23 protein-coding genes, 1 tRNA gene and 1 pseudogene are annotated in these 22,057 nt (G+C 55.6%); 8 read left to right on the forward strand and 17 right to left on the reverse strand.

Going from position 1 to position 22,057, the window contains the following annotated elements:
- Positions 1–33 precede the first annotated feature (33 nt).
- Positions 34–219 (reverse strand): hypothetical protein, encoded by a 186-nt coding sequence (locus ACR0AI_RS09565; protein ID WP_480673642.1) that lies wholly within the window; start codon positions 217–219, stop codon positions 34–36.
- 112 nt (positions 220–331) lie between these two features.
- Between ACR0AI_RS09565 and ACR0AI_RS09570 the strand changes: the two genes are divergently transcribed.
- Entirely contained in the window at positions 332–856 is a 525-nt protein-coding gene (locus ACR0AI_RS09570; RefSeq protein ID WP_170472451.1) for a CBS domain-containing protein, read from the forward strand.
- Between the two features lie 43 nt (positions 857–899).
- Here the strand turns inward: ACR0AI_RS09570 and ACR0AI_RS09575 are convergent, their stop codons facing one another.
- A complete protein-coding gene (locus ACR0AI_RS09575) occupies positions 900–1,643 on the reverse strand; it encodes a metallophosphoesterase (protein ID WP_480673640.1) in 744 nt (247 codons plus the stop codon).
- Between the two features lie 125 nt (positions 1,644–1,768).
- Here ACR0AI_RS09575 and ACR0AI_RS09580 point away from each other — a divergent pair, with 125 nt between their 5' ends.
- Together ACR0AI_RS09580 and tviB are read left to right on the forward strand one after the other, a co-directional pair.
- Positions 1,769–2,782 (forward strand): SDR family NAD(P)-dependent oxidoreductase, encoded by a 1,014-nt coding sequence (locus ACR0AI_RS09580; protein ID WP_480673638.1) that lies wholly within the window; start codon positions 1,769–1,771, stop codon positions 2,780–2,782.
- Positions 2,783–2,797: 15 nt separating this feature from the next.
- A complete protein-coding gene (tviB, locus tag ACR0AI_RS09585) occupies positions 2,798–4,081 on the forward strand; it encodes a Vi polysaccharide biosynthesis UDP-N-acetylglucosamine C-6 dehydrogenase TviB (RefSeq protein WP_480673636.1) in 1,284 nt (427 codons plus the stop codon).
- Positions 4,082–4,129: 48 nt separating this feature from the next.
- Here tviB and nqrF read toward each other — a convergent pair whose 3' ends face one another.
- Genes nqrF through ACR0AI_RS09615 form a run of 6 tightly spaced genes read right to left on the reverse strand, consistent with a single transcriptional unit; the run spans position 4,130 to position 10,002 of the window.
- Positions 4,130–5,353, reverse strand: a complete 1,224-nt coding sequence (gene nqrF / locus ACR0AI_RS09590) for an NADH:ubiquinone reductase (Na(+)-transporting) subunit F (protein ID WP_480673634.1) — start codon at positions 5,351–5,353, stop codon at positions 4,130–4,132.
- Positions 5,354–5,363: 10 nt separating this feature from the next.
- Positions 5,364–5,972: an NADH:ubiquinone reductase (Na(+)-transporting) subunit E gene (gene nqrE / locus ACR0AI_RS09595; protein ID WP_170377273.1), complete on the reverse strand. Its 609-nt coding sequence runs from the start codon at positions 5,970–5,972 to the stop codon at positions 5,364–5,366.
- Complete coding sequence (locus tag ACR0AI_RS09600; RefSeq protein ID WP_152460184.1) at positions 5,972–6,625, reverse strand: NADH:ubiquinone reductase (Na(+)-transporting) subunit D; 654 nt, start codon at positions 6,623–6,625, stop codon at positions 5,972–5,974. Before ACR0AI_RS09600 ends, nqrE begins: the two co-directional genes overlap by 1 nt.
- Positions 6,625–7,452 carry a Na(+)-translocating NADH-quinone reductase subunit C gene (locus ACR0AI_RS09605; RefSeq protein WP_480673632.1) on the reverse strand — a complete coding sequence of 276 codons (828 nt, stop codon included), beginning with the start codon at positions 7,450–7,452 and terminating at the stop codon, positions 6,625–6,627. The genes ACR0AI_RS09600 and ACR0AI_RS09605 overlap by 1 nt, the downstream gene beginning before the upstream one ends.
- A complete protein-coding gene (locus ACR0AI_RS09610; protein ID WP_170472437.1) occupies positions 7,445–8,653 on the reverse strand; it encodes an NADH:ubiquinone reductase (Na(+)-transporting) subunit B in 1,209 nt (402 codons plus the stop codon). The genes ACR0AI_RS09605 and ACR0AI_RS09610 overlap by 8 nt, the downstream gene beginning before the upstream one ends.
- 5 nt (positions 8,654–8,658) lie before the next feature.
- The gene (locus ACR0AI_RS09615) at positions 8,659–10,002 is read right to left on the reverse strand and encodes a Na(+)-translocating NADH-quinone reductase subunit A (protein ID WP_480673630.1); all 1,344 of its coding nucleotides are present in this window, start codon (positions 10,000–10,002) and stop codon (positions 8,659–8,661) included.
- A 296-nt stretch (positions 10,003–10,298) separates the two neighbouring features.
- Between ACR0AI_RS09615 and ACR0AI_RS09620 the strand changes: the two genes are divergently transcribed.
- Both ACR0AI_RS09620 and ACR0AI_RS09625 read left to right on the forward strand, forming a co-directional pair.
- The gene (locus tag ACR0AI_RS09620; RefSeq protein WP_480673628.1) at positions 10,299–11,414 is read left to right on the forward strand and encodes a THUMP domain-containing class I SAM-dependent RNA methyltransferase; all 1,116 of its coding nucleotides are present in this window, start codon (positions 10,299–10,301) and stop codon (positions 11,412–11,414) included.
- A 104-nt stretch (positions 11,415–11,518) separates the two neighbouring features.
- Positions 11,519–11,595, forward strand: a tRNA-Pro gene (locus ACR0AI_RS09625).
- 406 nt (positions 11,596–12,001) lie between these two features.
- Here the strand turns inward: ACR0AI_RS09625 and ACR0AI_RS09630 are convergent.
- Positions 12,002–12,361, reverse strand: a complete 360-nt coding sequence (locus tag ACR0AI_RS09630) for a hypothetical protein (protein ID WP_480673626.1) — start codon at positions 12,359–12,361, stop codon at positions 12,002–12,004.
- 103 nt (positions 12,362–12,464) lie between these two features.
- Positions 12,465–13,226, reverse strand: a complete 762-nt coding sequence (locus tag ACR0AI_RS09635) for an FkbM family methyltransferase (protein ID WP_480673624.1) — start codon at positions 13,224–13,226, stop codon at positions 12,465–12,467.
- A gap of 46 nt (positions 13,227–13,272) precedes the next feature.
- On the opposite strand from ACR0AI_RS09635, the gene ACR0AI_RS09640 reads away from it, so the two are divergent.
- Complete coding sequence (locus ACR0AI_RS09640) at positions 13,273–13,470, forward strand: SOS response-associated peptidase family protein (RefSeq protein WP_480673816.1); 198 nt, start codon at positions 13,273–13,275, stop codon at positions 13,468–13,470.
- Positions 13,471–13,648: 178 nt separating this feature from the next.
- On the opposite strand, the gene ACR0AI_RS09645 is transcribed toward ACR0AI_RS09640, so the two are convergent.
- From ACR0AI_RS09645 to ACR0AI_RS09660, 4 genes are all read right to left on the reverse strand, one after another.
- Complete coding sequence (locus ACR0AI_RS09645; RefSeq protein WP_480673622.1) at positions 13,649–14,527, reverse strand: peroxiredoxin family protein; 879 nt, start codon at positions 14,525–14,527, stop codon at positions 13,649–13,651.
- Between the two features lie 115 nt (positions 14,528–14,642).
- The gene (locus ACR0AI_RS09650) at positions 14,643–15,305 is read right to left on the reverse strand and encodes a peroxiredoxin-like family protein (protein ID WP_480673620.1); all 663 of its coding nucleotides are present in this window, start codon (positions 15,303–15,305) and stop codon (positions 14,643–14,645) included.
- Between the two features lie 261 nt (positions 15,306–15,566).
- On the reverse strand, positions 15,567–16,136 hold the full coding sequence (locus ACR0AI_RS09655) for a carboxymuconolactone decarboxylase family protein (RefSeq protein WP_480673618.1): 570 nt from the start codon (positions 16,134–16,136) through the stop codon (positions 15,567–15,569).
- A gap of 24 nt (positions 16,137–16,160) precedes the next feature.
- Positions 16,161–17,069 carry an MBL fold metallo-hydrolase gene (locus ACR0AI_RS09660; protein WP_480701304.1) on the reverse strand — a complete coding sequence of 303 codons (909 nt, stop codon included), beginning with the start codon at positions 17,067–17,069 and terminating at the stop codon, positions 16,161–16,163.
- 145 nt (positions 17,070–17,214) lie between these two features.
- On the opposite strand from ACR0AI_RS09660, the gene ACR0AI_RS09665 reads away from it, so the two are divergent.
- Positions 17,215–18,111 carry a LysR substrate-binding domain-containing protein gene (locus ACR0AI_RS09665; protein ID WP_480673614.1) on the forward strand — a complete coding sequence of 299 codons (897 nt, stop codon included), beginning with the start codon at positions 17,215–17,217 and terminating at the stop codon, positions 18,109–18,111.
- Between the two features lie 319 nt (positions 18,112–18,430).
- On the opposite strand, the gene ACR0AI_RS09670 is transcribed toward ACR0AI_RS09665, so the two are convergent.
- Positions 18,431–19,045 (reverse strand): hypothetical protein, encoded by a 615-nt coding sequence (locus tag ACR0AI_RS09670; protein WP_480673612.1) that lies wholly within the window; start codon positions 19,043–19,045, stop codon positions 18,431–18,433.
- Between the two features lie 334 nt (positions 19,046–19,379).
- On the opposite strand from ACR0AI_RS09670, the pseudogene ACR0AI_RS09675 reads away from it, so the two are divergent.
- A pseudogene (locus tag ACR0AI_RS09675) lies at positions 19,380–20,279 on the forward strand (histone deacetylase family protein).
- A 909-nt stretch (positions 20,280–21,188) separates the two neighbouring features.
- On the opposite strand, the gene ACR0AI_RS09680 reads toward ACR0AI_RS09675, so the two are convergent.
- Positions 21,189–21,356: a hypothetical protein gene (locus ACR0AI_RS09680; RefSeq protein ID WP_480701306.1), complete on the reverse strand. Its 168-nt coding sequence runs from the start codon at positions 21,354–21,356 to the stop codon at positions 21,189–21,191.
- A gap of 130 nt (positions 21,357–21,486) precedes the next feature.
- The gene (locus ACR0AI_RS09685) at positions 21,487–21,945 is read right to left on the reverse strand and encodes a hypothetical protein (RefSeq protein WP_480673608.1); all 459 of its coding nucleotides are present in this window, start codon (positions 21,943–21,945) and stop codon (positions 21,487–21,489) included.
- Between the last annotated feature and the right edge of the window lie 112 nt (positions 21,946–22,057).

Genomic DNA, 22,057 nt, shown 5'->3' on the forward strand with positions numbered 1-22,057 from the left:
ATGCCAGCCACCCCGGTCAGAGTCAAACCGGCTTCACAGCTTTAGCGGCAAAAAGCCCAACATCAAAAGGCCGATCCCGGCTGGAAGCCCGAACAGCCAGGCCCGCTTCAGCCACCCGTCCGGCTGCTGTTTCCACACCATCCGGAAATTATGGCCGCAGACGACCACAACAAAGAAAATCAGCGCCGCAATGGGGGGTGTCAGATAGATTTCACTCAAAGGCTAGGACTCCGGGTTTTCGCCGATGCGGGCATTTGCACCCTATACAGGCCATTTAGCTGCGCTAAGGTGAAAGGGAAAGACTTTGCAAGAACCAAAAAGGAGATTGCCCATGGCCCCAACCTCATACCAGGCCCCCACACGCGGCGACAAGCAGGACAAGTCCACCTACAGCCAGTCGACGGGATCGAACCTGTCGCAGTCGCAGACGACCGTGGCGAAACTGCTTGAGGGGAAAGGCGACGCGGTGTTCTCGGTCCGTCCGAACGAGACGATCCACACGGTGGTCAATATTCTCAAGGAAAAACACATCGGTGCCGTTTTGGTCACTGATCAGAACGGAGCGCTGCAGGGCATCCTGTCCGAGCGTGACATCGTGCGCCGTATGGCTGACACGCCCGGCCAGACCCTGCCGCAATCGGTCGAGGATCTCATGACCAAGGAGGTTCAGAGTTGCTCGCCCGACGATACGTTGAATGCGGTTCTGAAAACCATGACCGAAGGCCGGTTCCGTCATATGCCAGTCGTCCGCGATGGTCTGTTGTGCGGCATGATCACCATCGGTGACGTCGTGCATTTCCGTCTGAAAGAGCTGGAATACGAAGCGCTGCGCATGAAGCAGATGATCGTGGGCTAAAGCAACCCGGCCCGCGGCGACCTGACGCCTCGGGCCAGACAAGCTAAGCTGTTGCCGTGAACGTGACCCCTCCGGGGTACAACTCAGCAGCGGTCAGGCAGTTTGTCGCGAAAGCGCCGGTGTCGATCGAAATCACCCCGTCCCGAACCTCGGCCTGATCCACGATCGTGTGCCCATGCACCACCCATTGACCATCCCGGCGCGGCTGCTGTCGGAACTTGGGATGGCCCCAAAGACAGGTTTTCCGGTCCTGTTTTTCCGCTGATGCCCGAGGGTCCAGAGCGGCATGAACGACCGAGACATTGCCGCTGGTCCACATCAACGGGCGCTCCGACAGCCAGTCCACAAGCTCATGCCCCATGGCAATGCGCAAACGCTCTGCCAGATCGCCCTTATCGGCGTCGAATTCCTTAATGCCAAAGGAGGCAAGCGTCTGGACGCCCCCGTTGTTCATCCAAAGTGGGCCTATGCCGAACGGGTCTTCGAGAAACCGCAGCAACATCTCTTCGTGATTGCCCAGCAGGCAGGTTACCCGCCCATTCGAGGTCAAGCTCAGGTGTTTCAACTGCCGCAACACCTGCGCGCTGTAGTCGCCCCGGTCGATATAGTCACCAACAAACACCCAGGGCAGGCCCTCATCGAGCTTCGGCAGCAGGGCTTGCAACAGATCCAGACGTCCGTGGATATCTCCGACGGCCACGAAAGGCGCCTCGGGCCTTATGCCCGACACATCCGCGCCGCGCATTCCGCCCGGCCCAAGCAGCCCTCTGATCCAGCCCTTCACCATGCAATGACCTCTACTCTGACCGGCGGCCACGGACAATCAGCAATCGGTCCGGAAACGGGCGGTTGACCAATGGGCGCGCAACCTTGATAGACAGTGCAGACGGGTCGCCGAAGTGTGAGGGATGTATGAAGCGGGTTTTGATCACGGGCACGGCCGGATTTATTGGCTTTCACCTGGCGAAGCTGTTGCTGTCCGAAGGGTTCCGTGTGCATGGCTATGACGGGATGACCGACTACTACGACGTCGCCCTTAAGCAACGCCGCCACCAGATGTTGCTGCAAAATCCCGGCTTTACCACCATTGAGGACATGCTGGAAAACCATGAACGGCTGATGCAGGTCGCGGATGAATTTCAGCCCGAGGTGATCATCCACCTCGCCGCTCAGGCCGGTGTGCGCTACAGCCTTGAAGAGCCGCGCAGTTACATCAACTCAAACGTCGTCGGCACCTTCAACGTGATGGAGGTCGCGCGCCAGCTCAAGGTTCAGCACCTTCTGATGGCCTCGACCTCTTCGGTCTATGGCGCGAATGAGGACATGCCCTTTACCGAGGTTGAAAAGGCCGACACGCAGCTGACGATCTACGCAGCGACCAAGAAGGCCAATGAGGCGATGGCGCACTCCTATGCACATCTTTGGGAGCTACCAACCACCACGTTCCGGTTCTTCACAGTCTATGGCACCTGGGGGCGGCCCGATCTGGCGCTGTACAAGTTCGTGGACGCGATCCTCGAGGATCGCCCGATTGATATCTACAACCACGGCGACATGTATCGTGACTTTACCAATGTCGAGGATCTGGTCTGTGGCATCCGTTTGTTGATCGACGTGCCTCCGGTGCGACCTGCCAATGCGGATGAAATCGAAAACGGCGACAGCCTGTCTCCGGTCGCGCCATACCGCGTTGTCAATATCGGCAATGGTGACAAGGTGCGCCTGTTGGATTTCATCGAAGCCATTGAGGCGGCGGTCGGGAAAAAGGCCATCCGCAACTACATGCCCATGCAAATGGGCGACGTCCCCGCCACATGGGCCAATACTGACCTGTTGCAACGCCTGACAGGGTATCGCCCGGAAACCAATTTCAAAGACGGGATTGCGCAGTTTGTCGCGTGGTTCCGCGACTATCACGGCAAGTAGAGGGCCAAGACCGGAATGCTGGAAACCAATCCTGACGCCCGCAAAATCGCCGTGATTGGGTTGGGCTATGTCGGCCTGCCGCTGGCGGTCGCTTTTGGAAAAATCGGCCCCGTGGTCGGGTTTGATATCAACGCGGCACGTATCGACGCCTTGCGAAATGGCATGGACGCAACGCAAGAGGTCGAGCCCGAAGACCTTGCCGCCGCATCGGGCCTGAGTTTCACCACGCAAGCGTCCGACCTTGCGGCATGCGACACCTTCATCGTCACAGTGCCCACCCCAATCACCGCAGGCAAACAACCTGATTTGACACCTCTACTCGCGGCCTCAGAAACCGTGGGAATGGCCCTCAAACCCGGCGATCTGGTGATCTACGAATCCACCGTCTATCCCGGCGCGACCGAGGAAGATTGTGTGCCAGTGCTGGAGCGTACCTCGGGCCTGAGTTTCAACACTGATTTCTTTGCCGGCTACAGTCCCGAACGGATCAATCCCGGCGACAAGACCCATCGGATCGCGGATATCTGCAAGGTGACCTCGGGCTCGACCCCGCAGGTGGCGGATCTGGTCGATGCGCTTTATGCGCGGATCATCACTGCCGGAACGCACAAAGCTGAAAGCATCCGCGTGGCTGAGGCTGCAAAGGTGATTGAAAATACCCAGCGCGACCTGAACATCGCGCTTGTGAACGAGCTGGCGATGATCTTCGGTCGGATGGAGATCGACACCGAGGCCGTTTTGCGCGCGGCGGGAACCAAGTGGAACTTCCTGCCTTTCCGCCCCGGTCTGGTCGGCGGGCACTGCATAGGCGTGGACCCCTACTACCTGACCCACAAGGCCGAGGCCGTGGGCCATCACCCTCAGATCATTCTTGCTGGGCGGCGGCTGAACGATCGGATGGGCAGTTACGTTGTGTCTCAACTGGTCAAACGCATGACCCGCAACGGCATAAACGTCGGCGCGGCACGGGTTCTGGTTCTGGGCCTGACCTTCAAGGAAAACTGTCCGGACCTGCGGAACACGCGCGTCGTTGATATCATTGAGGAATTGCAGAGCTATGGCATCAGCGTTGATGTCCACGATCCCCATGCCGACCCCGCCGCAGCCGAGGCTGAATACGGCCTCTCGCTTTCAAGTTCCCCTCAAGACGGAACTTATGATGCAGTCGTTCTGGCCGTCGCGCATCAGGAATACAAAGACGCTGATCCCTCAACATTCCGAGCTTTCGGCAAACCCAACAGCGTGGTATTCGACATCAAGTCCTGCCTGCCAAAGGACGCGAGTGACTTGAGGCTCTAACCCAGTTCCACAAAAGAAAACCGGCGCAAAATGCGCCGGTTTATTTTTTTACCCGCCGAAATCGTCGAGCATGATGTCTTCGCGGTCCACGCCCAGATCCAGCAGCATGTTGATGACCGACTGGTTCATGATTGGAGGGCCACACATATAGAACTCGCAGTCTTCGGGCGCGGGGTGGTTCTTGAGGTATTCCTCGAACAGAACGTTGTGGATGAAGCCGGTATAGCCCTTCCAATCGTCCTCGGGCTGCGCGTCCGACAAGGCGACGTGCCAATCGAAATTGTCGAACTCTTCGGCCAGCTGGTCGAAATCCTCGACAAAGAACATCTCTTTCTTCGACCGGGCACCGTACCAGAAGCTGATCTTGCGATCGCGGTTTTCCAGACGCTTGAGCTGGTCGAAGATGTGGCTGCGCATGGGCGCCATGCCAGCGCCACCGCCGATAAAGACCATCTCTTTTTGGGTTTCGCGGGCGAAAAACTCACCGAACGGGCCGGAGATGGTGACCTTGTCACCCGGTTTCAGGTTGAAGATGTAGGACGACATCTGACCCGGAGGGATGCCATCGGATCCCGGAGGGGGCGAGGCAACACGGACGTTAAGCATGATCATGCCCTTTTCGTCCGGATAGTTCGCCATGGAGTAGGCACGCTCAATCGGTTCAGCGACGACAGACTCATACTGCCACAGATTAAAGCGATCCCAGTCCTCGCGATATTCCTCTTCCACGTCGAAATCGGTGTATTTCAACTGGTGCGCGGGGGCTTCGATCTGAATGTAACCACCCGCGCGGAAGTTCACGTCCTCGCCTTCGGGCAGGTCCAGCGTCAGAGCCTTGATGAAGGTCGCCACGTTCTCGTTCGAGCGAACGGTGCATTCCCATTTCTTGACACCAAAGACTTCCTCGGGGACTTCGATGTCCATGTCCTGCTTGACCGCAACCTGACAGGACAGACGGTCACCACAGGAGGCCTCACGCTTGGTGATGTGGCTTTCCTCGGTCGGCAGGATCGACCCGCCACCGGAATGCACCTTTACCCGACACTGCGCGCAGGTACCACCGCCACCACAGGCAGACGGAACGAAGAGTTTTTCGGCCGCCAAGGTCTGTAGCAGCTTGCCACCGGCAGGGACCGAGATAGTCTTTTCGCCGTTGATGGTGATGTTCACATCACCGGTCGAGACCAGTTTCGAACGGGCCGCCAGAATGACCGTCACCAGCGCGATGACGATCACTGTGAAAAGGGCGACGCCTAAACCAAAAGTTTCCATTTTGCCCTCCTTACAGCTTCACGCCCGAGAAGGACATGAAGGCCATCGCCATCAGACCCGCGGTGATGAAGGTGATCCCCAGACCTTGCAGACCGTCGGGAATGTCCGAGTATTTCAGCTTTTCACGAACGCCCGCCATTGCGGTGATCGCCAGTGCCCACCCAAAGCCCGAAGACAGTCCATAGGTGGTTGCCTCGGCAAAGTTGTAATCCCGTTCCACCATGAACAGCGAACCACCCAAGATGGCGCAGTTCACCGTGATCAGCGGCAGGAAGATCCCCAGCGCGTTGTAGAGCGGCGGGAAGTACTTATCCAAAACCATCTCGAGGATCTGAACCATCGCCGCAATCACGCCGATATACGAGATCAGGCCAAGGAAGGTCAGGTCCACATTCGGGAACCCGGCCCAGGACAGCGCACCCGGCTTGAGAAGGTAGTTCAGCAGCAGATTGTTGGCAGGAACGGTGATGGCCTGCACGACCATGACCGATATCCCCAGACCCAGCGCGGTCGAGATCTTCTTCGACACGGCGATGAAGGTACACATCCCCAGAAAGAAGCTGAGCGCAAGGTTTTCGACAAAGATGGCCTTTACGGCCAGTGAGATCAGACCTTCCATCAGTGGGCCTCTACCTGCTGAATTTTGTATTCACGCTCTTCCACCTGGTTCGGCTTCCATGTGCGGAAGGCCCAGATGATCAGACCGATGATGAAGAACGCCGACGGGGGTAGCAGCAACATGCCGTTGGGCACGTACCAGCCGCCGTTGTTGACGGTCTCCAGAATGGTGACACCGAACAGCGACCCGGCACCGAACAGCTCACGAATGAAGCCGACGAGCAGCAGGATCAGGCCGTAGCCCATACCGTTGCCCATGCCGTCGATAAAGGACGCAACCGGAGGGTTCTTCATGGCAAACGCCTCGGCGCGGCCCATCACGATACAGTTGGTGATGATCAGACCGACGAAAACCGACAGGGTTTTCGAGATCTCAAACGCATAGGCCTTGAGGATCTGGTCCACCAGGATCACCAGCGAGGCGATGATCACCATCTGCACGATGATCCGGATCGAGCCGGGAATTTGGTTGCGCAGGCATGAGATGAAGAAGGACGAGAACGAGGTCACGAAGATCACCGCCAGCGCCATCACCATCGACACCTGCAGCGACGAGGTCACTGCCAGCGCCGAACAAATGCCCAGCACCTGCAACGTGATCGGGTTGTTGTCGACAAGCGGGTCGACCAGCATCTCTTTCTTGGTCTGGGACATCAGAGCTCTCCTGCTTGCAGTTTGGCCAGAAACGGTGCGTAACCCGCATCGCCCATCCAGAATTTCACCAGGTTATCGACACCGACCGAGGTCAAAGTGGCACCCGCCAAGGCGTCGATATAGAAGTCGGGTCCGGCGGCAGGCTGGGATTTCGACACGGTGATTTGCAGATCACCATTATCGTCGCGCAGCTTCTTACCATTCCACAGGGCCTTCCAGCGCGGGTTGTCCACCTCGGCCCCAAGGCCCGGGGTTTCGCCGTGCTGATAGAATTGCAGGCCATAGATATCGTTGCCGTTATTTTCCAGCGCGATAAAGCCATAGAGAGTGGACCACAGGCCATAGCCGTGCAGAGGCAGGATCACCTTGTCCAGATCACCTGCAGCGTCACGCAGCAGGTAGATCACGCGGTAGTTCGACTTGCGGCCAATGCCCGCCGGGTCATCATCCAACGCGACGCTCAGCTCAGGGTCGCTAGCGGCTGCGATATCGTCGAATGTGGCCGGATCAAACTGATCGTCGACAAACTCACCAGTCGCCAGTTCCAGCACATGAGGCTCAAACGCGGCGAAGGCTTCGGTCACGTCGATGCCAGGCTCATAGACACCCGCTACCTGCAAAACGTTGACCTGTTTGTCCTTCAGGCGGTTGGTCTCCTGCACCGGGCGCAAGCTAACGGCCGCTGCGGACACGACCATCGAAGCGACCAGACAGACAGCAACCGCGATGATAATCGTCTTGCCGACAGAGTCTGGCGAGGCTGCCAGAAACTTGGCAATTGCGCCTTTAGGTGCCTCGTTTTGATCTGGGGATTGCGTATCAGACATGGCGACGCGCCCTCCGTTTGATGTTGGCTTGAACGACGAAGTAGTCGATCAGCGGAGCAAAGACGTTGCCGAACAGAATCGCAAGCATCATGCCTTCGGGGAAAGCCGGGTTGATGACACGGATCATCACAACCATGATACCGATCAGCGCGCCGTAGATGTAGCGGCCCATGTTGGTGTGGCTGGCTGAAACCGGCTCGGTCACCATGAAGGCCAGACCGAAAGCATACCCACCAATGACCACGTGCCAGTACCAAGGCATCGCGAACATCGGGTTCGTGTCCGAACCAATTAGGTTCAGCAGCAGGGTAAAGCCGATCGTGCCTGCTAGACAGCCTACAATCAGGCGGTAGTTGGCGATCCGAGTGGCCAGCAGAAAGGCCAGACCGATCATACAGGCAAGGGTCGAAGTCTCACCGAAACTGCCTTGGATCGAGCCGAAGAACGCGTTCCACCAGGTGATGCCATCAGCGGCCAGCGCCTGAAAGCCCTGCGACGCGGAGACGGACAGCGCGGTTGCGCCCGAGAAGCCGTCAACCGGCGTCCAGACTGTGTCTCCGGACATGCTCGCCGGGTATGCAAAGTACAGGAAAGCACGACCGACCAGAGCCGGGTTCAGGAAGTTCTTGCCGGTGCCGCCAAAGACTTCTTTCCCGATCACGACGCCGAAGATGATGCCCAAGGCCACCTGCCAAAGAGGCGCGGTTGCGGGCATGATCAGCGTATAAAGCATTGAGGTAACAAGGAAACCCTCGTTCACCTCGTGGCCCCGCACGGTGGCAAAGATGACCTCAAAGATACCACCCGCGACAAGCGTCACGATGTAGATCGGCAGGAAATAAGTGAGCCCGTGCATCACGTTGGCAAAGACGCTGGAGGGGTCCAGCGAGATACCAAACATCTGCAACAGAGCAATCCGCCATCCGGTCGCCGATTCAGGCCCCAACAGCGCAATGGCCGAGTTCGCCTGATAGCCGGTATTGTACATCCCCCACAGGATACAGGGGATCGTCGCGATCACGACGTAGGTCATGATCCGCTTCATGTCGATATACGACCGAGCATGCGGCGCGGCGGTGGTTACAGTTTTCGGAGTGTAGATGAAGCTTTCCACCATCTCGTAGATGGGGAAGTACTTCTCGTACTTGCCGCCCTTGGTAAAGTTTGGCTCGATCCGATCAAAGAAGCTGCGCAAACCCATTTGGATTAGCCCTCCTTTTCAATCTTGGCGAGGCAGTCGCGAAGCGCCAGCCCATATTCGTATTTCGCCGGACAGGCAAAGCCGACAAGGCCCAGATCCTCTTCGTCCAGCTCCAATGCACCCAGTGCCTGAGCGGTATCGGTGTCCATCACAAGCAAGGCCCGCAGCAGCTGCGTCGGCAGGTAGTCCTGCGGCATCAGCCGCTCGAACACACCTGTCGGCACCATCGCGCGACGGCCACCATTCAGGTTGCTGGTCAGATTATACAGTTTATTGGACCATGCCGAACCCAGAACCGGTTGGAACGAGTATTTCGAGGGCATCGGACGGATCCAGCCCATCGGAATCTGATCGTGGTCTTCCCGTATGATGGTGATCTGACGCGCGAACCGGCCCAGATAGGCCGTCGGCCCCTCGGCCTGAGTACCCGACAGAACCGAACCCGAAATAATCCGGGGTGTCCCGTCCACATTGATCTCATCCTTGGTCAGTTCATCGATCGAGGCACCCATTGCGGTGCGGATCAAACGCGGCTGACGTGCGCCAGGCCCGGACAGAGCGATCACAATGTTCGGGTCCAGATGGCCGGACTGCATCAGGCGACCAATCGCGATGACGTCCTGATATCCGATGGTCCAAACCTGCTTGTCGCCTGCAAGCGGCTCCAGGAAGTGGATGTGAGTGCCCGCCAGGCCAGCAGGGTGCGGACCTGCGAAGGACGCCATTTCCACTCCGGCAACGTCTGCACCGGAAATTGCGTCGCCATCCTTGTGGCACAGGTAGGTCTTGCCATCCGACAGCTTGGCAACCGCCGCCAGACCGGCGGCGAAGGCTTCCCCTGCATCGGCGATGACTACGGCGGCATCGGCTGCCAGCGGTTCGCTGTCCATCGCCGTTACAAAGATCGCCGCCGGTTTGGTGTCGGGCCCCGGCATTTTCGAATAGGGCCGTGTGCGGAACGCCGTCCAAAGACCCGCCGCGCAGAGTTTCTCTGCCACGCCCTCGGCCGTGTCGCCATTGCCCACGCCCGAGAAATCGACGCCCGCGTCATTTGGGTCGGAGATTTCAATCACAACGCTTTGCAAAACGCGGCGCGCACCACGGTTGATTTGAATGACCTTGCCGGTCATCGGGGCAACCATCATCGCCTCGGGGATATCCTTGTGGCAGAACAGAGGGGTGCCACGCTGCACCTCATCGCCTTCCTGCACCAGCATGCGGGGTTTCAACCCCAAATAGTCGCCGCCCAAAGCCGCAACCTGGCTGAATTCCGGCCCTGGCTGGATCGTTTGATCCGGGGCACCCTCGATCGGCAATTCCAGCCCTTTTTTCAGTTTGAAAGTTTGCATCTCGCTACTGTCTTCCAAGCCTCTCTCCTGCGCCAGCTATCATCGCCCAATTAGAAGAGGCATCTGATAGCGCGGATGATAAACCGACCGGGTCGCAAAGAGCTATTTGCTGGTCGGAATCCGCAGGCGTGTGTCTGATGTCGGTCCTTTACGCGCCGACGACCAGAAACGCAAACCCGTTAGGCTCGAAATTATCTATTGTTTGTCACTTTGTCTTAATCGAATGTTCATATTGGCGCTAACACACCGATATTTTGCCGGTCGCACCTCTGCCGCATCCGGTGTAAGCAACAAAAATGAGCATGACCCACGATCTTGATATCTTCCTGGTGGCAACACCGGGCCTCGAAACCCCGCTCTGCGCCGAGGCCACCCAACACGGATTCGCAGGCGCGCGTATCGTGCCGGGCGGCGTCAGCTGTACGGGCAACTGGTCTGAGGTCTTGCGGGCCAATCTTGTCCTGCGCGGTGCCAACAAGGTTCTGGTGCGCATCGGCAGCTTTCCTGCCGTCCATCTGGCCCAGCTGGATAAACGCGCGCGTAAGTTTCCCTGGTCGAACTTTCTTCGCCCCGACGTGCCCGTCAAGGTCGAAGCTACAAGCCGCAAGTCTCGCATTTACCATGCCGGGGCGGCGCGCCAGCGTATTGAGGGCGCAATCTCTGACACCCTGGGCGCAGCGATTTCTCCCGAGGCCGATCTGCGTGTTCTACTGCGCATCGAAAAGGATCTCTGCACGCTTTCGATCGACAGTTCAGGCGAGCCGCTGCACAAGCGCGGTCACAAAACCGCTGTTGCCAAGGCCCCCATGCGCGAGACCATGGCTGCGATGTTCCTGCGTGAATGCGGGTTCGAGGGGACGGAGCCGGTTGTCGACCCTATGTGCGGCTCGGGCACCTTTGTCATTGAAGCCGCCGAGATCGCCCTTGGGCTGGCGCCGGGACGTTCGCGATCCTTCGCTTTCGAGCAGCTGTCCGGGTTCGACAAAGCGGCATGGCAGGCAATGCGGAGCGCGTGCCACCCATCCGAAAGCCCCCTTCAGTTCTACGGCTCCGACCGAAACACAGGCGCTGTCGAGGCCGCCTCTGCCAACGCCGAACAGGCTGGTGTGGCGGAGCACACCCGTTTTCAGCATCGTTCAGTCAGCGATATCAAACCACCCCATGGGCCCGCTGGTCTAGTCATCGTGAATCCCCCATACGGCGCACGGATCGGTGACGAAAAACGTCTGCGTTCGCTATATGGCAGCCTTGGCAAAACGCTGATGAACCGCTTCCAGGGTTGGCGCGTCGGCGTCATCACCAGCACCCCTGCCCTCGCCCGCGCGACGCGCCTGCCTTTTCTGCCCACTGGTCCGTTCGTCGATCACGGCGGCACGAAAATTCGTCTGTATAGAACCGAGATTCTACAATAGTGCATTAAACGCAACCCGGCTGAGCGCGCCAAGACTTTTCCGATTTCGCGCACAAGAACCCCCTTGCGCATCCCAACCCACGCGTATAGACCCGCCGCCACGGTCGGAGTGTAGCTCAGCCTGGTAGAGCACTGTCTTCGGGAGGCAGGGGTCGGAGGTTCGAATCCTCTCACTCCGACCAATAAAATCAAGAACTTACGCGGAAATTGAAACTTGCAACTTGTGCAACATTGCACGAGCTGCATTAAATCGCGAGGATGTTCTTATGAAGAACTCTGCCCCATATGTGCGCCAACGATCTGATTCTTAATGGGAAATCGTCTTTGACGATCCCACTACAGGTAAAAAGAAGCGCAAAGCCACAGGCACCAAAGATCAAGCCGAAGCGGACGGGCTCTTTTCAGATTTGATCACAGCGGTCTTTTAATCACATTGGAATCTTGAGAACGCTGATAACAGCACCCGCAGCCCATCCATCAGCTACCAGCTTAGTAAACATTTGGCGCTTAGAGAGGTTGAGCTTGCTCATCTGGCCCACAACGATTGAGAGATCGGAAATAACGCTTTGTTTATTCAAGAAAACTGTCTCACTCACAAAAAACACGTGTTGTACCACGGTTCTGGAGCATATTGTCGAATAAATTGGAAACAAACTGATTACAGGACTTGCCATTCCACAGAAGAAGGCCCGCAAGCGCGAAGCCGGGGCGAGTCGGGGGGGATGGTTGTTTTGGATATCGAAGCTCGTCTGTCGGTTCCGCGATAAGCTGTAGCTTCTGCCTGTCGGTTAGATGAACCTCTGTTAACAGATGATGGTCGTTGTAGATTTGCAGCTTGCCGCCGAATACCTTCACTGTCCCGACTGACTCGCGGATTATGCCAAATCCCCCAACGTCGACGTTAAGGGTTTGATCGGTGTTCCACTCTGCTACGGAGTTGATTGGCATTCCGTGTCTCCAAAAAAAAGGCCCCGCAAAAGCAGAGCCCTGAGTTCTCCAACAAATCCCCGTCAGAGAGGAGTCTTCTTACCTTAGTTTCGTGCCCGAGACGTCAACGGTTCTTTAGCTTATTCTTGAGTTTGCGTAGCCCGCGTTCGATAAGGGGTGGACGCTGCAACTTAAGGGATCGCCAATCATCCATTGTCTCCGGCCCTGCAAATGCAGAAGCGAAACCCTCTGTCGCAAAAGACGGATTGATAAACACAAGGTCGACTTGCCACAGATACCCCCTATTGTAGCAGATATCCACGATGTCCAGCATCTCAAAACCCGCTGCCGTCACTGTCGCGATACGTTCGGGTATTTTGTCGCGAGCAGCCTCAACGATTAGTATCGAACACTGCTCCAAGGCCCTACGTGCGCCCGCCAGAACAAGGTCTTCTGCCCCATCCACGTCAATCTTCATAAGGTAGGGTGCAGACACTTTGTTTTCTGAAACAAACGTATCTAACTTAACAGTCGGGACCTGCCGGACTGCTCCGGTCGGGCTGGAACCCGTTACAATATTAGAATGGGTAACAGCCGCGTCGCTAGTGATAGAGGTCAGTTCCAAATCAACAACACCATCGCGGTCGGACACCGCGACAGGGTTCAATTCGTAGTTGATACCGGCAGCGGTATAGTTCGCATTGATTTGCTCGAAGTGCTCGGACACCGGCTCAAATAGATAGTGTTTCTGAGTTGGGAAAGATTTCATCAATTCTGATGTCGCGTGGTGAATACCAACGTCGACGATGCTTTTAACTGGTATTCCACTATCAATGATCTGATGCAGAGCCGATAGCTTACTAGGCTGCCGCTTTTCGCTTTTCATTTCCTGTAATGCCTCGTGATCCAAATCCGCTGTAAGACTACTATGGATTCCCCTTAGCGTTGCAAGGCATAACCTACACCCGCAGAGAATGCCGGTCATCCTCAAGCCGGAGGACTATGAACAATGGATGGATGGCAGTGCGGAGGACGCGTTTAAACTGTTGAAGCCCTACAATTCAGATGAAAAGCAAATTGTTCGATCTGGTGAGCGCGAGAAATCGGATCCCGCAGGAAAATGGCCATGAAAATCGTGTCCCATCGGCAAACTGGCGCAGATGTCTGCTAAGAGCCCAAAGTTACCGGGTGCTGCGGCCCGCGCTAACGACGGCAATGCGCAGAAAGCGGACTTTGCAAAGTTGAGCCGACGACCCTTGAAGTGCCGCGCTGTGATACGCGGCACTAAGTGATGGGTCGTAGCATTTCTTACGCTGCTGAGAATGCGCGGACGCTGCCTCGCGGTTCGAAGACATGTAGGAACGCATCGGGATGAGGGCGAATGCGGTAATTGTCCGTCTCGTCTCCAAAGATCACCGTTCCGTCTTCATCCAGTGCAGTGACAGTCGCCTTGACTGTGTCGGAAGGGTAGCCCGGCATACCAGACGGAGCGCCACCCATATCTTCGATACCCAGTGCTTTGGCAGCGGCCAGATCATTGTCTTGCAGGATTTCGTACTGCGCCGGAAGGTCCAGGTTTTTGGCGAGCTTCTTTGAGTTTTCGATGCCCTGATTTGAGATGAACTTTACTTGCACGCCTGCCTTTGCCAGTTGATCCGCCTTCGCTTTGACTTCTTTGAGCTGGTTCATGCAAAAGGGGCACCAATTTGCACGGAAGAACACCAGCAGGGTCTTTTCGCCGACAAAGGACGCAGACGTCGTGGTGGTCTCGTCCAGGCGTTGCAGCCGTAGTTCGGGCAACGCCTTGCCTTTCACGATGGCCGCGCTCGGCTTGCGGCCATAGTTCGAGAAGATGTGGATGTACCATTGCATGGTGATGGCACCGTACAACGCCAGACCCACGGCCACGTATTCGCTGGTGGCTGCGAAACCCCCGCGCGCACTGATTTTGTAGATCACCCACGCCACTGCGGCCAGGTTGATGATTTGAATGACAGGCAGGTTCTTGGATGTCCGGGAAATTCCCAACGCACCGGCAAGCACCATCAGGAAGAATGGCATGGTGAACGTGGCAAAGAATGTACCGATCCAGATCGGATCGAAGCCAGACAGGTAGAACATAACGGCCGAACCAACGCCCGAGAGCAGGTTCGACATGATATAGGGGAGTATGAGTTTACCCTTCATTTTCTTATTCCTTTCAAGGTCCTAATCGAGTTGCAAGCAGCGGTGCTTGAGCAAGTGTTTTCTCGCGTGGATTAAGTCGAACGGCGTGCGCCTCAATGCGAGGCGCGCGACCAAATCAGGCAGTGGCTGTTGCTGCCAGGCTGTTGAGAACAGGGAACAGGTCCGCGGGCTCAGGGCGACGGGTATAGTCAGGGTTCACTTCCGCGTAGACGATTTTGCTATCCGTATCGATGACGTACCGTGCGGGCATCGGAAGGTTCCACTGACCGTCTCCGTGGATGCGCGGCAGGTGGACGCCAAAACCGTCGTGAACCGGAATGACGTAGTCTTGCAGCGTCCAGCGAATACCCAGCTTTTCAGCCAATTCGCCGTTTTTGTCCGTGAGGATCGGGAAGCTCAGTTCATTGTCCTTCTGAGACTTCCGGCTGTCCGCCGCGCCCTGCATCGAGATTGCGACCAGGGTTGCGCCACGTGAGCGGATGTCCTCGGCAACGGCCTCAAGGGCTTTTAGTTCGATGTTGCAGTAAGGGCACCAAACGCCGCGATAAAAGGTCAGAACGACCGGCCCATTGGCCAGCAGATCTTTCAACGCGACATTGTTGCGGTCTGAATCCGTCAGAACGAAGTCGGGCACCGCGTCACCAGCTTTCAGGGCGCGTTCAGCTTGGCCGCTGTCAATCAACTCTTGGGTCGAACGGGCAAAAGCTTCGAAGGCGCCTTCAGGGGCCATTGTTTTGAACTGTGCTTTGAAATCGTCGAGTTGGTTCTGGAGGGTCATGTTGTGTTCCACTTCGTAAGTTGCGTTCTCTGGCTGGCTTAGGGGTTTTCCTGCCGCCTGTTTCAATAATTGGCCAGTTGAGAGAGAGGTGGTAGCCGCCCATTTCGTGTAACGGTTATCCACAAAATGAATGAATGGGATTATGCCTTGCTTGTTCGGCGAACTCGGTCGCACAAAAAAAACCGCGCCAAAAGCGCGGCGTTTGCATGCTCGCCTGACTACAGGCAGTTGGAAACTACGGGACGCAAGTCTTACTCTGAACTACTCCGCCACCACGTCGGCTTTAGGAGTCCACGCCATCGGTTCGAAAGCTCTGTCGAGCGGTGGGTTCACGATGTGGGTCGTGTAGTTTGATAAAACCTTGAGGGCGGTTCCGGCGATGACTTCCAGAACGGTCTGCTTTGAATAGCCGGCTTCGATCAGTGCATTGACTTGCGCATCGCTGGCCCACCCGCGTGTCTCGTTGATGATCTCAGCGAAGCTGCGCAGCGCCTCGAGCTTTGGGTCCGATATTGGCGTGCCTGCACGCAGCGCCTCGATGACACTGTCGTCCACAGCGGCCATCTTCGACACGGCTGTGTGCGCAGCCATACAATAGGTGCAGCCATTCAGGCGATTGTTTGTCATCAGAATGATCTCGCGTTCGGTTGGCGTCAGATCAGTCTTCTCGAAAATACCCATCATGGTCATGTAGCTTTCAACCAGAACGGGGGATTCCGCCATTGTCGCCATCAGGTTTGGAATAAAGCCCACTTTGCCCTTGATCGCTGAGAGGATAGGCTTTGAACCTTCGGGTGCTGTGTCCACGGTGTGCTGGGAATACGTCGTCATTTGTTTTTCCTTGAAAGAGTGCGGTTAAAGAGGAAGGAAGCGGAACCCGGAGCCTTTGCGCTCCACGCGGCCTAGGCCGGGCTTGGTGATATGGGCGGCGCCCATGATCAGACCATCGGTGCTGATCATGTCGAGCATGGTGATCCGCGTAGCCACGGCCTGCTCACCATCAACGTCCAAAGCCCACCCGAAGTTCGGATTGGCAAAATGAACGTCTTCGTGGACCGTGAGGTCACCAACAGCAACGAATTGTTCGCGACCGCCATCAAGGACGATAGCAGTATGTCCAGGGGTGTGACCCGGCGCGGGCAGAACACTCACGCCATCGCCCAAGTCGGCCGATCCACTATGGAGGGAAACATTGCTTTCGATGATATTCGAAAGCGATTGAACATTCTTTACCATAGGCCGCATCGGTTCCGGTGCGCCGGTTGCAAAACCGCTCGCATTCCAGAAGTTCCATTCAGCAGCCGCGATGTGGATCTGAGCGTTCGGAAACGCCATCCGATCACTGATGGCAAGACCACCAGCGTGATCCGGGTGCATATGCGTGATCACGATGTCGGTTACATCTTCGGCAAAGACACCAACTGAGCCGAGCTCGTCGGGAAGCTCGCCCACTGTCGGGAAGGCTTTGGTGATGAAGTCGCTAGTGCCAGCGCCAGCGTCGAACAAGATGGTACGGTTCCCAATCCGATATGCGTAGGTGTTGGCGGCGATCCGGGCGGGATCGCCAATCCGCGCTTTCAGGCTTTCAGGCGTGCCCAGAAACATGCTTGCAGGCATGTCGAAGTGACCATCGGACAGGGCAAAGATCTGCTTTTCACCCAAATTGATGCGGGTTGCTGCAATGGCTCGCGACGCCAATGCAAGCGTCGTCCCGGCCAGCGAAGTGGTAAGAAAATGCCGTCTGCTCATTGGTGAGTTTGCCATGTCAAATGATCCTTTTCGAAAAACCTTCTTAGCCACAGTTTCCGAATGTGACCTTCTGGGTGAGCTTGCTGTTGCGTTCAAATGTTGCTCATAAGAAAGTCGGACGGTAGCCTGTTAAAAAGTCTAACAGTTATTCGAAAAGCAAATGTCCGATAACTTCTCCACTCTCCGTTTGTTCGCACGAGTTGCGCGCACCGGTAGCTTTACCGCTGCGGGCAAAGAAACTGGCAAGTCTCAGCCGTCGGTATCCCGCATAATTTCCAATCTTGAGAAAGACCTTGGGGTTCAGCTTTTTGTGCGCTCCACCCATGCCGTTCGACTGACGGAAGCCGGGGAAGAATATTTGACTCGCATTGAGCGGATCCTCTCGGACATTGAGGAGGCCAATCACTTCGTCAGGGGCACTGGCGAGCTGCGTGGTCGTTTGCGAGTTGGGTCAGCAGCGAGTTTTGCGCAACGGGAAATCATACCCGCTTTGCCTCCGTTCTTAGAACAACACCCTCAGTTGAAAGTGGATCTTGTTCTGACGGATTCGATGCAGGACTTGATTGATGAGGCTATCGACGTCGCCATCCGATTTGGTCAGCTTGAAGATTCAACAATGGTCGCCCGCAAATTGGGTACGACACCTAGGGTCGTTGTTGCCGCACCTTCATATCTGGCAAAAACGGGCACCCCGAAACAGCCCTCTGATTTGGTGGACCACCAAGTTATCCTCGGTCCATCTAGCGTCGGAAAGGCCGGTTGGAGTTTTGAGAAGGCCGGTAAGGTTCAGTCCATTCGTGTCGAAGGCCAGTTGATGATTTCCGTCAATGAAAGCACGACGACTGCGGCGGTCGCAGGTTTGGGTGTTGTAAGCACCTCCTACTGGAGTTGCAGGAATGAGTTGGAAGCAGGGACTCTCGTCCAATTGTTGCCTGATTGGAAAATCGGAAACGTTGAGGTGAATGCGTTGCTGGCGGGTGGTCGTCACACGAAGCCTTCAGCTCGCGCATTCACAAGGCACTTACAGGAGGCCTTAGTAAAGAGAACAGGTTCTTGAATAGTGATTGTCGAATGCCAGGTTTTGCGAAAGCTGATATTGTAAAGCCTTGTTTTGTAAGTCCGGTTTGGGCTGATTGCGGTCCTTTGGAGAAAAAATGCGATTGTCCGCAAAGTCTGCAGAGCCGACCTCTGGCACACTGGGTACCCTTTGAATGCTGACTGAAGTTGTCAGATGACCGCTCTGAGCCCAAAGTTCCGGATGCTGTACCTCACGCGTATGTTTGCTAACAATAAGCGATTTCATCATAAATCTATTTTTCCGTCTTACGAGAGCAACCTGCGAGGCTCTCAAATCTGAACCACCAGTTCTACTGTTCTTAGTTATTTTGGCAGCCATGTGACTCAGCATAACTGCTGATGCTTTCCTTCAAGTCAATCAGCGTATCTTTGTCGTCGTCATTGAAATTAATGTTTGCATAGAAGAATATAACTTCTCCATAGTTTGATCTATCCAATCTCATGTTTAAGCCGAGGTTCATGACGCCAGAATCAACTATAAATTCGCTCAGCCAAGGAACAGATTCAGACTGATAATACGGATGTGTGAACGGCCAAACTTGACCGTTGAGCCTCCTGTTTATTGAGACTGCTAAATCTTCAACCTCCTTGTATTCCTCTATGTACCAATCATCGAGTAGAACCCTAAAAGCAAAAAGCTTTCGGCCTTGAGCATTGATTTCTTCTATTTCTGACCCATCGAAACGATTGAAAGAGTTCAGGTTTAGCAACTTGGTCGTAAAGTAGAATCCACTACTTCTATCAGTCGGCTTGATGTGACGGGAGTATTCCAAAATACAGTCTTCAAGACGAACATCGACCATTCCCATGTTTTCCAGAACACTGGAGACCTCTTCACTGACTTGCGAGTAAGAAGCACAAGGTAGCAATGCAGTCGCAAACGCAACTTTGACTGTTGATAGAAGGAACTTCACCTCAAACCCGCCTATATGCCAGAGTTGCGGATAGAGTCGTAGCTGCCACGCCAAGGCTTAGCCGCCCGTTGGGTTTGCTATTCAAGTTCTCGGAAAGAAGCAATATTTGAGGGATTGTTAGGTAGCTGGCAGGAAAGGTCGACCCTTGATGCTGCGACGCAGCGAACGTCGACTTTGTCCCGCAAAACAGACATTCGCATTAGATTTCAACTCTAGCTTTCCCTTGCATTCGCCCACCATTTGAAACGCAAAGCTATCAGCGGCCGAAGTTGCAGACCAGTAACGAGTTCAGCTATGCTTTGGCGAATTGCCTGAGTTTCTCTTCACCCAAACCATGAGATTTTACTCTCCTCACAGATCTTCCCTTAGTCTGCCTTCCGGACATCGGTTTCCGAAGGGCAAGTACAAAATGCTCCACACGCTACTGCTGAAGGACAGTATTCTTCAGGAAGCGCAGTTGGCGGAGTCTTTGCCCGCCAGCGATGAATCAATACTGCGCGCGCACGCCGTCGATTTTGTCGCGCAGTTTGAAAACGGAGAACTGGAAGAAAAAGCCATGAAACGGATTGGCTTCCCGTGGAGTCCGGAGCTTGTAAGGCGGGTTCGCGCCACGGCCGGTGGCGCAATTGCTGCTGCCGAGACAGCTCTGGAGTACGGCATCTCGGGGCAGCTCGCTGGCGGCACGCACCACGCCCATCCGACTTTTGGATCTGGCTATTGCGTCTACAACGATCAGGCCGTCGCGGCGCTCCACCTGCTCGCGGCTGGCATAGTCAAAAGGGTCGCGATCATCGATCTTGATGTCCATCAGGGCGATGGCAGCGCCGCCATTTTCGCTACCAACCCATCGGTCTTCGTCTTTTCGATGCACGGCGAAAAGAATTTTCCGTTCCGAAAGTTTCCAGCGGATCTCGATGTTGCCCTGCCGGATGGCACCGGCGACGAGGATTACCTTCGCACCTAAGCCGATCACTTGCCGGCTGTGTTCGAATTTCGCCCCGACCTCATTCTATACCAGGCAGGCGTTGATCCGCTGGCAGAAGACAAGCTAGGGCGGCTGGCGCTGACCCATGATGGCCTTATCCAACGCGATCAGGCGGTACTGAACGCCTGCAAAGGCCGCGGCATCCCGGTCTCGATGGCAATCGGCGGCGGCTATGCCGACCCCATTGAGGCGTCCGTCACGGCTTACGCCAATACCTACCGGGTCGCAAAGAAGCTTCACCGATTTTGACGACAGATATGATCATTCAAGCATTTGAAGACTCAAACTTCGAGCTTTCAGCCATTTCAGATTGGAGCGCGTTTCTTTCGTCTCTTTCAGAGCGTGTCGATTTGCATAGTTGGCAAATTTGGTATTGGTCTTGTTGGGGCAACGAGTTGGAACCAGCATGGAGGGTTAGTTCTCCCATGCGTAGATTGCGCGAAACACACTTTGTGGAATAGAGCTAACTCACTCAGCCTCAACGGCAGCAAAGTCCGCGTAGCCGACACTCACTCCAGTTCATCACCTACATTAGCCCCGACTATGGCGGCTGGTTGAATGCCATCCAGGCATTAATACTACTGTCGCGCCATGAGCGCTATTGTAAGACTCGTCCGCGATTTCACCGTTCAGCGATCTCTAGAGAGCGTTGCCCAATACCCGTTCAGACCTAGACAATTAAGCTTCCTTAACCGGCAGGTCATGCGGCTCAAATGTCTTTGGATTAACTGTTTCGCACCAGTACAAACGGAGGAAAGACTATGAAGTCACCTTTTGTAGCATCGTGCGCTTTGATTGGGGCGCCCAGAACAATCACTTTGGAAAGCATGAAAGGCAGAGGCAGGTCATTTGAAAGAGCCAAGATGAAGAGATTCTTTCGTCGAGAAGCTTCAACAGAAACCCTGAACCCGAAGACAACAAATGACCGAAAACAGACCCACGCTAGCGACCCACTCTAAAGAAGTGATACTGAAGGCACCTGCTGCCACTGGTGCCTCCGCGTATCCAATGCCGCGCCAACCCTGTGCGCGGAACTTTCCGGAAGGTCAGGATTTGACTGTGGCGACGCATTGATCGAAGTACTGATTTCGGCATCGATGAAAGATACTAGAGTACAATCGGAAAACAAATCTGGCGGACGTCCTGACGGATTGGATTTCAAACGACGTAGATGTTGTAGCCCATCTCGTTCAGATCAATGATCCAATCGACGGCTTCATCAATCCAATCAGGTGAATACTTCGAAATCTGAGGTGAGGCGCCTTCCTTGAATGCACTCACTTGAAAGACAGCGGCTTCAGGAAGTTCGCCCCAACGCGCGACCATGTACTCAAGTCACGGCGAATTTATTGTTCTTCCGGCGTTGTAATTGTCACTGCCACCACTTTCCGCGCCCCTGCAATTCATGCTTTGTTGGCCCCGGCCCTTTTGGGCCGAGACGCGTTGTTTTGAGGGATTAGAACGACACGTAAGCCGGTACTGCGGCCTGTGCGGCAGGCTGCGGTGCCGGTGCCGGCTGTTGAGCAGGCTGTGGCGCGGCCTCAGATGCGATACCAGCTGCTGCGCCCTCTTTCGAGCAATCCGGACGATCGACCCACTGCGCTACGGTTCGAATGGGCTCTACAGTGCTACCTCGCTTGAACTGCACCGGCTTTGCACCGGTTATCTGTACCAACGGTAGTTTGCTTTCTTGACCCTGCTGCAATTGCGGAACTAGAGCCGTCAGGGCACCCCATACAGCAGCACCCGCCTGCTGCCAAGTGGCCGTGGCGCCATCGCCAACAGCGCACCGAATTTCAAAGCCCTTTTTGTAGTCATCGCCGGGCTGAGGCATCATCTGCGAAACGCTTGCGTTCCACTTCCAATCGGGTGCAACACCCTGGATGCCGGCCGACTTTTGCCAACCTGTTTTCATGTTGTGGATGTCCATCACAACACCGGTCGAGAAGACGAAAGTGGACTTGTTGCTTTCATCACGAATGTAGAACGACTGCGCTGGGATGGTGCCGTCTTGCGTGCCCCGTGCC

It is taken from the genome of Ruegeria sp. BG3 (assembly GCF_056538485.1).

What these genes read in the sequence shown, in the direction of transcription:
- ACR0AI_RS09685 (WP_480673608.1), bottom strand. Translation starts at nt 21,945, where the DNA reads ATGAAAACAGGTTGGCAAAAGTCGGCCGGCATCCAGGGTGTTGCACCC.
- ACR0AI_RS09610 (WP_170472437.1), bottom strand. Translation starts at nt 8,653, where the DNA reads ATGGGTTTGCGCAGCTTCTTTGATCGGATCGAGCCAAACTTTACCAAG.
- ACR0AI_RS09630 (WP_480673626.1), bottom strand. Translation starts at nt 12,361, where the DNA reads ATGCCAATCAACTCCGTAGCAGAGTGGAACACCGATCAAACCCTTAAC.
- ACR0AI_RS09655 (WP_480673618.1), bottom strand. Translation starts at nt 16,136, where the DNA reads ATGACGACGTATTCCCAGCACACCGTGGACACAGCACCCGAAGGTTCA.
- ACR0AI_RS09645 (WP_480673622.1), bottom strand. Translation starts at nt 14,527, where the DNA reads ATGAAGGGTAAACTCATACTCCCCTATATCATGTCGAACCTGCTCTCG.
- ACR0AI_RS09575 (WP_480673640.1), bottom strand. Translation starts at nt 1,643, where the DNA reads ATGGTGAAGGGCTGGATCAGAGGGCTGCTTGGGCCGGGCGGAATGCGC.
- tviB (WP_480673636.1), top strand. Translation starts at nt 2,798, where the DNA reads ATGCTGGAAACCAATCCTGACGCCCGCAAAATCGCCGTGATTGGGTTG.
- ACR0AI_RS09650 (WP_480673620.1), bottom strand. Translation starts at nt 15,305, where the DNA reads ATGACCCTCCAGAACCAACTCGACGATTTCAAAGCACAGTTCAAAACA.
- ACR0AI_RS09680 (WP_480701306.1), bottom strand. Translation starts at nt 21,356, where the DNA reads ATGGTCGCGCGTTGGGGCGAACTTCCTGAAGCCGCTGTCTTTCAAGTG.
- nqrE (WP_170377273.1), bottom strand. Translation starts at nt 5,972, where the DNA reads ATGGAAGGTCTGATCTCACTGGCCGTAAAGGCCATCTTTGTCGAAAAC.
- ACR0AI_RS09605 (WP_480673632.1), bottom strand. Translation starts at nt 7,452, where the DNA reads ATGTCTGATACGCAATCCCCAGATCAAAACGAGGCACCTAAAGGCGCA.
- ACR0AI_RS09600 (WP_152460184.1), bottom strand. Translation starts at nt 6,625, where the DNA reads ATGTCCCAGACCAAGAAAGAGATGCTGGTCGACCCGCTTGTCGACAAC.
- ACR0AI_RS09620 (WP_480673628.1), top strand. Translation starts at nt 10,299, where the DNA reads ATGAGCATGACCCACGATCTTGATATCTTCCTGGTGGCAACACCGGGC.
- nqrF (WP_480673634.1), bottom strand. Translation starts at nt 5,353, where the DNA reads ATGGAAACTTTTGGTTTAGGCGTCGCCCTTTTCACAGTGATCGTCATC.
- ACR0AI_RS09665 (WP_480673614.1), top strand. Translation starts at nt 17,215, where the DNA reads ATGTCCGATAACTTCTCCACTCTCCGTTTGTTCGCACGAGTTGCGCGC.
- ACR0AI_RS09580 (WP_480673638.1), top strand. Translation starts at nt 1,769, where the DNA reads ATGAAGCGGGTTTTGATCACGGGCACGGCCGGATTTATTGGCTTTCAC.
- ACR0AI_RS09635 (WP_480673624.1), bottom strand. Translation starts at nt 13,226, where the DNA reads ATGAAAAGCGAAAAGCGGCAGCCTAGTAAGCTATCGGCTCTGCATCAG.
- ACR0AI_RS09660 (WP_480701304.1), bottom strand. Translation starts at nt 17,069, where the DNA reads ATGGCAAACTCACCAATGAGCAGACGGCATTTTCTTACCACTTCGCTG.
- ACR0AI_RS09615 (WP_480673630.1), bottom strand. Translation starts at nt 10,002, where the DNA reads ATGCAAACTTTCAAACTGAAAAAAGGGCTGGAATTGCCGATCGAGGGT.
- ACR0AI_RS09570 (WP_170472451.1), top strand. Translation starts at nt 332, where the DNA reads ATGGCCCCAACCTCATACCAGGCCCCCACACGCGGCGACAAGCAGGAC.